The organism is Edaphobacillus lindanitolerans (genome assembly GCF_900156305.1).
GTDB classification, from domain to species: Bacteria; Bacillota; Bacilli; order Bacillales_A; family Planococcaceae; genus Bhargavaea; species Bhargavaea lindanitolerans.
Genome location: NZ_FTPL01000004.1, coordinates 158,741 through 171,892 on the forward strand (window position 1 = coordinate 158,741; position 13,152 = coordinate 171,892).

At 53.2% G+C, this 13,152-nt stretch carries 12 protein-coding genes and 1 other RNA gene; 6 read left to right on the plus strand and 7 right to left on the minus strand.

Translation table 11 applies throughout. From position 1 onward, the window contains the following. Positions 1-28 precede the first annotated feature (28 nt). Positions 29-499: an SsrA-binding protein SmpB gene (gene smpB, locus B0B07_RS13025; protein ID WP_076759538.1), complete on the plus strand. Its 471-nt coding sequence runs from the start codon at positions 29-31 to the stop codon at positions 497-499. 103 nt (positions 500-602) lie between these two features. Next, positions 603-960: a transfer-messenger RNA gene (ssrA, locus tag B0B07_RS13030) on the plus strand. 57 nt (positions 961-1,017) lie between these two features. Here ssrA and B0B07_RS15505 read toward each other — a convergent pair. Both B0B07_RS15505 and B0B07_RS13035 read right to left on the minus strand, forming a co-directional pair. After that, positions 1,018-1,149 carry a hypothetical protein gene (locus tag B0B07_RS15505; protein ID WP_268753128.1) on the minus strand — a complete coding sequence of 44 codons (132 nt, stop codon included), beginning with the start codon at positions 1,147-1,149 and terminating at the stop codon, positions 1,018-1,020. Between the two features lie 50 nt (positions 1,150-1,199). Then, the gene (locus B0B07_RS13035) at positions 1,200-2,087 is read right to left on the minus strand and encodes a DMT family transporter (protein ID WP_076759540.1); all 888 of its coding nucleotides are present in this window, start codon (positions 2,085-2,087) and stop codon (positions 1,200-1,202) included. Between the two features lie 135 nt (positions 2,088-2,222). On the opposite strand from B0B07_RS13035, the gene B0B07_RS13040 reads away from it, so the two are divergent. Further along, positions 2,223-2,909, plus strand: a complete 687-nt coding sequence (locus tag B0B07_RS13040; RefSeq protein WP_076759542.1) for an ArsR/SmtB family transcription factor — start codon at positions 2,223-2,225, stop codon at positions 2,907-2,909. A gap of 806 nt (positions 2,910-3,715) precedes the next feature. On the opposite strand, the gene B0B07_RS13050 is transcribed toward B0B07_RS13040, so the two are convergent. Further along, positions 3,716-5,221, minus strand: coding sequence for a glycine betaine uptake BCCT transporter (locus B0B07_RS13050; protein WP_076759546.1), 1,506 nt, complete (start codon positions 5,219-5,221; stop codon positions 3,716-3,718). A 505-nt stretch (positions 5,222-5,726) separates the two neighbouring features. Here B0B07_RS13050 and hutH point away from each other — a divergent pair. Both hutH and B0B07_RS13060 read left to right on the plus strand, forming a co-directional pair. Further along, a complete protein-coding gene (gene hutH / locus B0B07_RS13055; RefSeq protein WP_076759784.1) occupies positions 5,727-7,229 on the plus strand; it encodes a histidine ammonia-lyase in 1,503 nt (500 codons plus the stop codon). A 36-nt stretch (positions 7,230-7,265) separates the two neighbouring features. Then, positions 7,266-8,204 carry a 5'-3' exonuclease gene (locus B0B07_RS13060; RefSeq protein ID WP_076759548.1) on the plus strand — a complete coding sequence of 313 codons (939 nt, stop codon included), beginning with the start codon at positions 7,266-7,268 and terminating at the stop codon, positions 8,202-8,204. 637 nt (positions 8,205-8,841) lie between these two features. Here the strand turns inward: B0B07_RS13060 and B0B07_RS13065 are convergent. The 4 genes from B0B07_RS13065 to B0B07_RS13080 all read right to left on the minus strand — a co-directional run bounded on the left by B0B07_RS13065 (position 8,842) and on the right by B0B07_RS13080 (position 10,573). Beyond that, positions 8,842-9,390, minus strand: a complete 549-nt coding sequence (locus B0B07_RS13065; protein WP_076759550.1) for a cysteine peptidase family C39 domain-containing protein — start codon at positions 9,388-9,390, stop codon at positions 8,842-8,844. Between the two features lie 67 nt (positions 9,391-9,457). Next, on the minus strand, positions 9,458-9,778 hold the full coding sequence (locus B0B07_RS13070) for a thioredoxin family protein (RefSeq protein WP_076759552.1): 321 nt from the start codon (positions 9,776-9,778) through the stop codon (positions 9,458-9,460). 61 nt (positions 9,779-9,839) lie between these two features. After that, entirely contained in the window at positions 9,840-10,301 is a 462-nt protein-coding gene (locus B0B07_RS13075) for a spore coat protein (RefSeq protein ID WP_076759554.1), read from the minus strand. Then, entirely contained in the window at positions 10,298-10,573 is a 276-nt protein-coding gene (locus tag B0B07_RS13080) for a hypothetical protein (protein WP_076759556.1), read from the minus strand. Before B0B07_RS13080 ends, B0B07_RS13075 begins: the two co-directional genes overlap by 4 nt. A gap of 193 nt (positions 10,574-10,766) precedes the next feature. Here B0B07_RS13080 and B0B07_RS13085 point away from each other — a divergent pair, with 193 nt between their 5' ends. Beyond that, positions 10,767-13,148: a 3-hydroxyacyl-CoA dehydrogenase/enoyl-CoA hydratase family protein gene (locus B0B07_RS13085; RefSeq protein ID WP_076759558.1), complete on the plus strand. Its 2,382-nt coding sequence runs from the start codon at positions 10,767-10,769 to the stop codon at positions 13,146-13,148. Positions 13,149-13,152 lie beyond the last annotated feature (4 nt).

Below are 13,152 nucleotides of genomic sequence, written 5' to 3' on the forward strand. Positions count from 1 at the left end.
TCCCGTTGCCGTTAAGGGGGGAGAACGGTTGGCCAAAAATCACGATAGCCGGGTGCTGGCACAAAATAAGAAGGCAAGCCACGATTATTTTATCGAGGATACGATTGAGGCCGGGATTGTCCTGCAGGGCACGGAGATCAAATCCGTCCGAAACGGGAAAGTCCAGCTCCGCGATGCCTTTGTCCGGATCCGGAACAATGAAGCATGGATCTCCAATATGCATATAAGCCCGTATGAGCAGGGGAACCGGTTCAACCATGAACCGCTCCGTTCCAGGAAGCTGCTCCTGCACAAAAAGCAGATCAATGAGCTGATCGGCAAGACGAAGGAGCAGGGATTCGCAATCATCCCGCTCAAGATGTACGTGAAAAATGGCTATGCGAAGGTGCTCATCGGCATCGCCAAAGGGAAAAAGAAATACGACAAACGAGAAGACCTGAAGAAGAAAGAAGCCAAGCGGGAAGTGGAGCGTGCCTTCAAGGCCAGGCAGCAGTACTGAGCCGCCCGCTTGCGTTTTTCCCGAATCTGTCTTATAATGTCTTTACAGATTGCCAGTAAAGCATGAAGAACCGGCATGCAAGGCCGGTCTAATTTTCCCAAACGGGGACGTTTCGGATTCGACAGGGATGGTCTGAGCCCTGGTGGCGCGTCGGAGGGTCGGCTCCGCAACAACGACACAGTATAACAACTGGCAAAACTAACAACAACCTCGCTTTCGCAGCGTAAGCTGCTGAAACGGTCCTTCGGTTCCATCGCCCATGTGGCATCGCAGGACTCACCTATCAGTGGGATACGACGCCTGACCGCCGCCTGAGGCGGGCGTAAGAGACCATCAGGATAGCGCACAGGACGCCTGCTGACCGGCAGATTGCTGCGCGAAACCCAGTAGATCAGCTACACGCGTAGAAGCCAGGGTATTGGAGTCTCTGGACGCGGGTTCAAATCCCGCCGTCTCCACCATACATAGTAACCATGTGGTTACAGGTATCGTGGTAACATTATGGCAATACCTTATAACTAAGCAGTCTGGAAGCCGTTCTCGATCCCGAGAACGGCTTCTTTTTCTACGCTCAGATATAAGTGGGTGTAGATGTCCAATGTCGGGGCAACATCCTCATCCCCAAGGTGACCGCCTATCGTTGTAGGCAAAATTAAGCTGCCCTTTACTGATCATGATTGCCTGGAAAAGCGACGAATACTTATTCAGAAAACAGCAGTGCCTTCTCTCTTCTTTTTATAAATTGTTTATTTACGAGATAGATGCCGATTAAAATGAATGTTCCACCGGCTATAAGAGAATAGGAAACAGGTTCATTCAGCAATACGCTTCCGGTCAAAACTCCGAAAAATGGAGCTAAAAATAAATAAGAACTGGTTTTACCTGGATCGCCTTTCTGTAAAAGAAAATACCACACGGCGAATTGAACAATGGAAGACATGATACTTAGCCATAATAGAATGATTACCGATTGCTTACTCAGGTGAAAGTAAGGCTCTTCCAATATGAAGCTGGAAAAAGTAAGAATGCTTCCGCCAAATAGCATTTGGTATGCAGAGAGTACCCATACATCAAAATGTTCTCCCCATTTATTAACCAGCAATGTGGAAATAGCCCAAAAAACAGATGAAGCTGCTCCGAACACGATCCCAATTCTAAAATCATTGATGCCGCCCAACGTAATACCCACACCTACAAATCCCATGACAACCCCGGTCCATTGATACCATTTATAACGGTTCCCCATAAAAATAGTGCCAAATACAATAACCAGTAATGGATTCGTAAATGTTAAAATGGAGGATTCACTCGCTGCTATCGTTCTTAGGCTTAAAAATATGCATCCCATGACTCCAGCCGTTTGCAGGGTTCCTATAATTGCAATCTTCCCCCAACCTTTCTTATCACCAGGGTGTGTTCTTTTTAAAGCTTTCACGATCATCGTCATGATCAATCCAGCCAAAAGAAAACGGAATCCGGCCAATAACAAAGGAGAAGAATAGCTTAATCCGATTTTGCCTATGGCAAAGGACGACCCCATTAAAAAAGTGGTTAAGATCACTAATGCGAAAAAGTAATGTCTTTTCATATTCCCCGACCTTCCAATCAATTTTTCTTTCTGTAAAAAACTCCTCCTGCCCCCTTGTGGAAAGGCGCCTTTCGCATTATTATAGTTCGTAAATAATACGATGCTCATCGAAGTATGGATTGCAGAGGTGCCAAAATGATTGTTCATCCGAATATTTCTGCGTTAACGGCTCTTCTTACAGAAAGGTCGAGAGCCGCCATTTTGGCTGCTTTAATGGATGGTAAGTTCCATACGGCAAGTGAACTGGCCTATATGGCCTCCATTAAACCCCAAACAGCCAGCTTTCATCTGGCGAAGCTGGAAGAAAATAATCTTATAATTTGTGAGAAGCATGGACGGTTCAGATATTTTCGACTGGCAAATGATGAGGTGGCAAATACCCTCGAGATCATTATGGCCATCTCACCTCTTCCTGAAGTGCGGTCTTTAAACCAGTCCAGTCAATTAAAGAAATTGGAAAGTGCACGAACTTGTTATGATCATTTGGCCGGACGTGTAAGTGTCAGCTTAACAAAACTCATGGAAGAGGCGGGGTATATAGAGAGAGACAATAAAAAATTTCTGGTAACAAAATCGGGAGAACTCTTTTTTGAAGATTTTGGAGTAGACTTAGTCGGTTTATCTAAAAAACGTCGTGCTTTTTCCAATGCGTGCCTGGATTGGAGTGAACGTACTTATCATCTCGGAGGGGCTCTGGGAAATGGTTTGTTTGAAAGGTATCTTGAATTGGATTGGATAGAAACAAAAGAAAACTCCAGAGAGGTCGTTATTACTGACCGGGGAAAATCGGGCTTTAAAGACTTGTTTGGATTAGAAATTTAAAGTATGCCAATCGAGTTTTCCAATGTGCCAATGGAACATCATTAGAAAAAACTCTTTGTTTTCATTGATGGAATTGTTTTTTGACTGCATGTTCCTTCAATAAGCCTCCGTCTCAACCATACACATAGCCAATGTCGAACAATCGGCAAAAAACAAGACCCTTCCTGCCTAATCGCAAGAAGGGTCTTGTATGCTTCATCTGCAGCTGAAGGAACGGATTCTGTTCAGGTCGATGCCGAAGTACTCCCATCGGCCCTGACGAGACCGCCAACGGAAACCGGCAACCGATTCTCTTCCGACAAAGGTTGGATAAAACCAGAAGCTTCTGCCGCCTTCCAATCGCACTTGTGTGACCCTGAACAGGCATCCCCTGATTGCACCTGGATCCACTGCTCTTGGACCGATTGAACCGCCCGGTACCGACGGCGGCCTTCCCCCAAATCCTGGTCTTCCACCGAAATCCGGCCTTCCCCCGGATCCCGGTCTTCCCCAGCTGCCCCCAAAGCTGTTCGGGGATTCCCAAGGCATCCATTCGTTCCGTTCCCAATCACCCGGTGACTCCCATGGTCCCCATGATCCGCCTGGCATTCTGTTTACCATCCGTTTTTAGCACTCCTTCCGCGTTCAGGTTATCCTATGCTGGCCATGGGCATCGAGGCCGGGCGGTCTGGAACGTCGACAGGAATAAGGCAGCGCAGAAATTCCATTTCGGGTGCCCGAAAGGAAGGCTTCGGCAATCGCTTATCCACAAACAGAAGACGGACCGCCCGGCGGCCAATTTTGGCTCCGGGCGGTCCGTTTCTTAATCATTTGCGCTTCATATAGATGGATGCCAACATTTTTCTCTGTTCTTCGCTCAATGCTTTATATAACGAAACCATCATGAGCAGGATGATGAACGAGAACGGCAATGCGGCGATGATGAGCGAGTTCTGCAGGGCGGTCAGGCCGTTTGCATAAAGCAGGATGACCGCGATCACTGCCTGAAGGATGCCCCATGTGAGCTTGACCGAGTTCGGCGGTGTCAGTGAACCGCGGGTTGTCTGCATGCCGAGCACGAATGTCGCCGAGTCTGCCGAGGTGATGAAGAAGGTGGCAATGAGGATCAGGGCAACTATGGACGTGACCCATGTGAGCGGCAGCTGGCTGAACACGCCGAACAAGGTTTCTTCTGTGAGCAGGCCGGTGAGATCCATGCCGTTCTGCTGGACATCAATTGCAGTCGTACCGAATACGGAGAACCAGAAGAAGCTGAGCAGCGCCGGCAGGATGAGGACGCCGATCAAGAATTCCCGGATGGTCCTTCCGCGGGAGACCCGTGCGATGAAGATTCCGACGAACGGCGACCAGGAGATCCACCAGGCCCAGTAGAAGATGGTCCAGCCATTGATCCATTCACGCTGGCCCGAATTGAGCGGAGCCGACCGGAAACTCATCCTCGGCAGGTTTTGGAGATAGGAACCGATCGAATCAGTGAACATGTTCATGATCAGGAGTGTCGGACCGACTGCAAGCACGAGGATCAGCAGCAGAACAGCCAATACCATATTCGCGTTTGACAAATATTTGATCCCTTTGTTGAGGCCTGACCACGCAGAGATCATGAACAGGACGGTGACAATGGCGATGATGATGGTCTGCACGGGCAGGCTGATCGGAATTCCGAACAGGTAGGAGAGTCCGCCGTTGATCTGGATGGCCCCGAAACCGAGCGTTGTGGCAACGCCGAAGACGGTGGCAAAAACGGCCAGGACATCGATGACCGTGCCAAGGGGCCCGTCCATCCGCTCGCCGAACAGCGGCCGGAGGGTAGCGGAGATCAAGCCGGGATATCCTCTTCTGAACTGGAAGTAGGCAAGGGCCAGTGCCACGATTCCGTACACTGCCCAGGCATGGATGCCCCAGTGGAAGAAAGTAAACCGCATCGATTCGATAAACGCCTCACGGGTGCCGGGTTCCTCGGTTGCAGGATCGATGGCAAAGTGGGACAGGGGCTCTGCTGCTCCCCAGAACACGAGCCCGATCCCCATTCCGGCAGAAAACAGCATGGCGAACCAGCTGATTGTGGAATATTCGGGCCGTTCATCTTTTTTGCCCAGCCGGATCCGGCCGACCGGACTGAGGATGAGGATCAGACAGAACACGACGATCCCCGTGACGATCAGCAAGTAATACCAGCCGAATGCCGATGTAATGAAGTTGGTCATTCGTGTTGTAACTTGTTCAAAACTATTAGGTGCGATTGTTCCATAGCCGACTGCCAAAATGACAAGTGCGACTGCTATCCAAAAAACGTTGGATATTTTCTTCACAAAATCCCTCCAGTCAAATATGAACTTCCGCTCGCTTGTCACACAGTTTTTGACCTTAACGCACTTGCCTGCCTATTGTCAAGGCGACCAAATCCTCCGGCCGGTCAGCAACCGGTGCTGCAGAAGTGAGCATCATCACGGAACACCTTCATGCGTCTGCACTTGTGAAGCCGCGTTTTCCCGGAATGCCGATGCGGCAAAAAAATTGAACGGCATCCGGAAAAGCGAACGGTTCGAAAGGATCGGCCGCCCGGTGAAAAGGCCGATTCGGATACTTTCATGTCAGGATTTTTTGTATCCCGGTGCTTCCGTCAAAGGTAATGGATCGTACTTGGTTACATACCAACAGACCTATCCGTAATATTCCCCTTTCCCTTACTTTTTACCGGCTAAACCGCACTTCCGTCCGCTGAAGTGATGATGGATTAATGAAGAGGAAACTTTCAAAAAACGAGTGAAAGCTGCGGTAAAACAAGATAACATCATGGAAAGGGGAGAGATGCAGGTGATTACATTAAATGGAAGCAATCTGACGGTCCGCCGGCTGAAGGACATCGTGTACAAACAAGAGGCGATCGGGATATGTCCCGATGCCGCTGCAAGGGCGGCAGAAAGCCGGGCGGCGGTCGAAAAGGTCGTGAGGGAAGAGAGGACGGTCTACGGCATCAATACGGGATTCGGCAAATTCAGCGATGTGACGATCGATCCCGAAGATACGAGGGCCCTTCAGCTTCATCTGATCCGTTCGCATGCGTGCGGACTCGGCGAGCCGCTGCCTGCGGCAGTCACGCGGGCGATGGCGGTTCTTCGGCTCAATGCCCTTCTGAAGGGGCATTCGGGGGTCAGGCGGGTAGTGCTTGACCGGCTGGCAGACATGGTGAATCTGAAGATGGACGCTGTGATTCCGAGCCAGGGGTCGCTCGGTGCATCCGGTGATCTCGCACCGCTTTCCCATCTGGCACTCGTACTCGTCGGCGAGGGGCTGGTTTGGAAGGACGGGAAGCCCGTACCGTCTTCGCAGGTGTGGGAGGAGCACGGCATACAGCCAATCGTGCTGGAAGCCAAGGAAGGACTGGCGCTGATCAATGGAACCCAGGCGATGACAGCCATCGGAGCGCTGAACTACATGGAAGCCGAGGCGCTCGCCCTGCAGGCTGAGTGGATTGCGGGGATGACGGTCGAAGCGCTGCGGGGGATCACGGATGCCTTCCATCCTGCGATCCATGAGGCCAGGGGCTATCCGGAGCAGGCCGAGGTGGCCGTCCGGATGCTCGGTTGGTTGAATGGAAGCCGGCTTGCCACGCGGCAAGGGGAGCTGCGTGTCCAGGATGCCTACTCCATTCGATGCATCCCGCAGGTGCATGGGGCAAGCTGGCAGGTGCTCGGTTATGTGAAAGAAAAGCTGGAGATCGAAATGAATGCGGCGACGGACAATCCGCTCATCTTTGAGGGAAGGGACACGATTGTTTCGGGCGGCAACTTCCATGGCCAGCCGATCGCATTTGCGATGGATTTCCTGAAGATCGGCATGGCGGAGCTGGCGAACATTTCAGAGCGTCGGATTGAACGTCTCGTCAATCCACAGCTGAACGAAGGACTCTCTCCTTTCTTGAGCCCACAGCCGGGGCTTCAGTCAGGGGCCATGATCCTCCAGTACGCAGCGGCCAGCCTCGTGTCGGAAAACAAAACGCTTGCGCATCCGGCCTCGGTCGATTCGATTCCTTCCTCGGCGAATCAGGAGGACCATGTGAGCATGGGGACGACGGCAGCGCGACATGCAAGGGAGATCATTACAAATGTCCGTCGGGTGCTTGCCGTCGAGGCGTTCTGTGCCCATCATGCGTGTGCCGTCCGAGGAGAGGAAGAGATGTCTCCGGCACTGCGTGAGAAATGGGCCGGCCTGGCCAAAGTCACGCCGCCCATGAATGAAGACCGGGTGTTCAGCGAGGATATTGCGAAGATTGAGGAGTGGCTCAAGCAGGAGGCGGGCATCACGTCTGCGGGCTGAAATGCGGTATGATGGGGGAGGAGGTGAGCGTTGCATATGCAAGAATATGAAAATGACAACGGCCGGGAACGTCCCCATCTTTTGCTGATTGACGGGATGGCGCTATTGTTCCGGGCCTTCCATGCGACCGCCGTCCACGGCCGGTTCATGCGCAACCGGGAGGGCGTCCCGACGAATGCCGTCCAGGGATTCATCGGCCATTCGCTGTCGGCACAGTCGATTTTCCGGCCGACGCATCTTGCAGTCTGCTGGGACATGGGCGCCTTCACGTTCCGGAATGAGCTGTATGAGGGGTACAAGGCGAACCGTCCGGCCCCGCCCGAGGAAATGGGCCCCCAGTTTGAAATGGGCAGGGAATCGGCCTGGCTCCTCGGCTGGAAGAGTTTCGGCATCGACGGCGTGGAAGCAGACGATGTCATCGGCTCCCTCGTCTACCGCTGGAAAGACGAGGCGGACATTACGATCATTTCGGGGGACAAGGACCTGCTTCAGCTGCTGTCACCCGGCGTCCGCATCGCATTCATGAAAAAAGGCCACACTGTGTACGATGTGTATACATATGACCGCTTCAAGGAAGAATACGGGTTTGAGCCGTCTCAGTTCGTTGACCTGAAGGCATTCACCGGTGATTCCAGCGACGGCTATCCGGGTGTCCGCGGAATCGGTCCGAAGACGGCAACGAAGCTCATCCTCGATCACGGCACTGTCGACGGAGTCCTGGCGGAGCTGGACCAACTGAAGCCGGCCGTCCGGAAAAAGATCGATGATGAACTGGTCATGCTGAAGCTGTCCCGGGAACTGGCCGAAATCGACTGCCATATCCCGATCCCGGGGGAACTGGATGAACTGTTGGTCCCTCCGTACTCACGGGAAACCGCCAAGGCACTTGAAGCGGAAGACTACGGCACCGCTTCCCGCCAGTTGCTGAACCTGTTCCCGCTGGAAGAAACCCCTGAAGAATGGCCGTTTGGCTGAAGACCAACCGGGTGATCCGCAGTTTCCGGACTGCAGACCGCCCGGTTTTTTGATGCAATGGTTTTGTTCCCGGCTGTGGATAAAATGATCGAAGAAGCACGCTCCAGAGCGACTCATTCACCCATGGCGTGCTTTGCTTGCTGCAACATTTTTGTTCTGCGTGTCTGAATGGGTGGCCATATCCTAAATGTGCATACCATATTGCAAATCGGGGAGCCATATCTCAAATCCGTGTTCCATATTGCAAATCGTCGATCCATATTTCATATTCGCGATCCATATTGCAAATCGTCGGCCCATATTTCAAATTTGCACTCCATATTGTAAATCGGGGAGCCATATCTCAAATCCGCATTCCATACTGCAAATCGGTGGTCCATATTTCATATTCGCGTTTCATTTTGCAAATCGTCGGCCCATATTTCAAATTTGCACTCCATATTGTAAATCGGGGAGCCATATCTCAAATCCGCATTCCATACTGCAAATCGGTGGTCCATATTTCAAATTTGCACTCCATATTGCAAATCGGGTAGCCATGTCTCAATTCCGCGTTCCATATCGCAAATCGGCTGTGCGTGTCGTAAATCCGTGCCCCATACGCCAACTTTCCCGCGGCCGGATTGCCGGGCGACGGTCACACCGGTTCGTTTTGGACGTCGCCCATCACCGGTGGCCGGTTCTTCGGCACGACCCGCACAAACGTGAGGATCGGGCGGTTGTTCTGATAAGAGATGCGGCGGATCCGGCTCGGCCTGCCGGGACCGCCGTTGTCATGGACGGCGAGGATCGTATCTACCCCGTTCTCCTCATAGCCGATGACCGGCACCCAGTGGTAGTCAAAGTCATACTTGCCGAACCACCGGAAAGAAAACCACCTGTCGAACTTCGCGGCCACCGGCCTGCCTGCGTTGATCTCCTCCTTCAGTCCTTCGAGCGAGCAACGTTCCGCCCGCCATCCGGAGCCGATGAGAAGTTCGATGCCTTTGATGAACCGCCGTACGGGAAGGCCGAGTCGGGTCCCGCCGATCTGACGGTAAAGCGGGGAGACGGGGAGCGGGGAACTGCCGGTCAGGTGCATGATCATCGTATAGGCGGTGACCGGGCCGCAAGCGGAGCTCCGCTGTGATTCTTCGATATCCGGGTCAAACTGCGATTTTCCGATGAATCCGCTGATTTGTTTCATTCGTCACACCACCTGTTGTGCGTATTTTATGATGAAATGAAAAAAGAGGCGCAAGGCCTCTTTTCAATCATCCCTCATAGCTGTCAAGGAAGTCGGTCACCTGGGCAGGCGACTTCGCGTTCGCGCTGTGGAGATGCGCCTTCTTCTCGCCGTCTTTGAAAATGAGCAGGCTCGGGATGCCCATCACTTCAAACTTGTCGGCAATTTCCGGAAGGGCGTCCCGGTTGACGTCATACCATTTGAACTGCGAGTATTTCTCCTCGATCGGGTCGATGAACATGTCCATGCGCCGGCAGTCGGGGCACCAGCCTGCCTCGAATTTGACAAGTGTTTCGTCCGATCCGTTGATGATGTCATAGAATTGTTCTGCGCTCGTGATTTTCTCCATAGTGATCCCTCCTATACCGACAGTGTACACCGATTGGGGGGCTGCGGGATAGCAGGGAGTATCAGAGAACAGGCGGGGCGGTGTCTTTGTAGGACTGGATCAGTTGCTCATACTCATTTTTCCCCGCAGGCGAGGGCTGGAACCAGCCATGGCGCTGCATCAGGTCGCGGAGGTTCCGCTGGTTTTTCTCCGAGTCTTTCAGGAATCCGGCGACCATTAATTGAAGGGAACTGCTGAAGATCTCCGTTTCGCTGTGAATCATCAGGGAGGAGAGGGATTCCTCCATCATGAGCAGAAGGCGTGCAATTTCCTTGTCGTCGAAATCATCCTGGTTCTGCTGCTGGGCAGAATTGCTTTTTGAACCCTGCTGCTTCTGATCTTGCTGCGCGTTTTGCTGTTCCGGTTGCTGGTCCTGCCGGGTGCTCTGCTGCTGGCACTGCTGCTGGTCCTGTTGTTGATCCTGCTGCTGTCCCTGTCCGTCCTGATTTTGCTGTTCTCCGCCGTTTGTGTCCTGTCCGGTCACGAGGCCCCCTCCTTTCCCTTGTTCAGGAACTCAAGCAGATTGGACAGCTGTTTCAGATGATCTGAACGGATCGACTCGACCGTCTTTTTCAGGTCCGGCAGCTTGGTGGTGGAAATGGCGGCCGAGCACAGTTTGGAAATGAGCAGATTGTGTGCCATCATTCTCTCGATGTCTGCCAGGTTGGCAGACGTGACGGTGTCCGGGGAGAACAACTCAGGTGTTTTTTCCTGCTTGTTCCCGTGTTCGACGGACCCTTTGGAAAAGATGCCCACTCAGGTCACTCCTTGCTTCATATTTTGATTAGAATGGCCGTTTTTCAGTGATTCATGAGCCGCAATTCAGTTTTTTGAAAAGCGGCCTTGCGAAAACGAGTGAAATATTCTAAACTATGAATCAAGGCAGTCGTTATTTTTTTGGATTTAAAATGAATGAGCATTCATTCAAACTTGAAGGAGGCAATGCAACGTGGCTCACCAAATCAGAAAAGCGGCGGTCATCGGTTCAGGCGTCATGGGATCGGGGATTGCGGCTCATCTCGCCAATATCGGAATTCCGGTATTGCTGCTCGACATCGTGCCGGAATTGTCGGCTGAGGAGCAATCAAAAGGGCTGGACCCGGAAAACCGCAGTGTCCGCAACCGTCTTGCCGAAGGGGCTTTGAAAAACCTGCTCAAGCAGAAGCCGGCACCGCTTGCATCCAAGGAGAACCTGGCGCTCATCACTCCGGGAAATCTCGAGGATGATCTTCATAAATTGAAGGATGTCGACTGGATCATCGAAGTCATCGTTGAAAACCTGGACATCAAGAAAGCGCTTTACGAAAAAATCGACGGCGTCCGCGGAGAGCATGCGATCGTTTCGTCCAACACATCCGGCATCAGCGTCGAAGCGATGGCGGAAGGCCGTTCGGAAGGATTCCGGAAACATTTCCTCGGGACGCACTTCTTCAATCCTCCGCGTTATCTGAAGCTCCTCGAAATCATCCCGACAAAAGACACCTCCCGGGAAGTGCTGGACTTCATGGTGAAGTTCGGGGAGGACCGGCTCGGCAAAGGGGTTGTCGTGGCGAAGGATACGCCGAATTTCATCGGCAACCGCATCGGGACCTATGGCCTGCTCGTCACACTGAAAGAAATGACCGACCGCGGTTACTCGGTCGGCGAGGTGGATTCAGTGACCGGCACGCTCATCGGCCGTCCGAAATCAGCGACGTTCCGCACGCTCGACGTGGTCGGTCTGGACACTTTCGTCCATGTTGCGCGCAATGTCTTCGACAAGACGGAAGGCGAAGAAAAAGAGACCTTCCGCACGCCTGACTTCCTTCTCAAAATGGTGGAAAATGGATGGCTCGGCGCAAAGTCGAAACAGGGCTTCTATCTGAAAGAAGGCAAGGAGATCCGCGAGATCGATCCGGACACGCTGGGGTATTCTCCCCAGAAGAAGCTGAAGGCGCCATCCGTCGAGATGGCGAAGCAGCAAAAGGGCGCGTCCGCCAAGCTGAAGACACTCGTCTACGCAGACGACCGGGCAGGAGAGCTGCTCTGGAACATCCTCGCGCCGACGCTGATCTATTCCGCCGGCAAGGTCGGCGAGATTGCAGATGACATCGTCTCCATCGACAACGGGATGAAGTGGGGCTTTGGCTGGCAGCAGGGGCCTTTTGAAACATGGGATGCCATCGGTGTGGCAAAGTCGGTTGCCCGCATGGAGGAAGAAGGACGGACCGTTCCGGCTTTCGTGAAGAGTCTTCTCGAGTCCGGAAATGAATCGTTCTACAAAGAAGAAGACGGGGAGCTGCACTTCTTTGACGGAGAGGGCTACAAGCCGGTGCCGGTCAATGATAAAGAGATCGATCTGAAGAAATGGAAAGAGCGCCACGGGGTCATCAAGAAAAACTCGGGTGCAAGCCTGCTTGACATCGGCGACGGCGTGGCGCTGCTTGAGTTCCATTCGAAGGGGAACTCGCTCGGCCCGGACGTGATCCAGATGCTCGATTTCTCCCTTGATGAAGTGGAGAAAAACTTCAAAGCGCTCGTCATTGCGAACCAGGGCAAGAACTTCTCGGTCGGTGCGAATCTCGGCATGATCCTGATGGAAGCCCAGGATGACAATATTTATGAGCTGGAATTCATGATCCGCATGTTCCAGGATACGATGATGAAAATCCGCTACTCGAAGAAGCCGGTCGTCGTCGCCCCTCATGGCATGACGGTAGGCGGCGGAGCGGAAATGACGCTCCCGGCGGCCCATATCCAGGCGAGCATGGAAACGTACATGGGGCTCGTCGAAACCGGCGTCGGACTCATCCCGGGAGGCGGAGGCAATGTCAGCCTGTACCGAAAGCATCTGGAGGGCATGCCGAATGGCATCGAGCCGGACCTGGTGAACGTCGCCGCGCACGTATTTGAAACGATCGCGATGGCGAAAGTGTCGACTTCCGGCGAAGAGGCCCGGGAGAACAATTTCCTCGGCCTGTCCGATTCAGTGAGCGTCAACCCGGACCACCAGATCCACGATGCCAAACAGGCGGCGCTCTCATTAGCCGAAGCCGGTTACGTCCCGCCGGCGAAACGGACGGTCAAAGTGAGCGGCGAGCCGGGATATGCGGCGATGCTTATCGGCGCGGAAGGAATGCATCTGTCCGGCTACATCAGCGACCACGATCTGAAAATCGCCAAGAAACTCGCCTGGGTGCTGGCCGGCGGCAACGTGCCGTACGGCACCGAAGTCGACGAACAATATATGCTCGATCTGGAACGCGAGGCTTTTCTGGCCCTCGTGGCGGAACCAAAGTCCCAGCAGCGGATGCAGCATATGCTCGTGAAAGGCAAGCCGCTCCGCAACTGAGCGG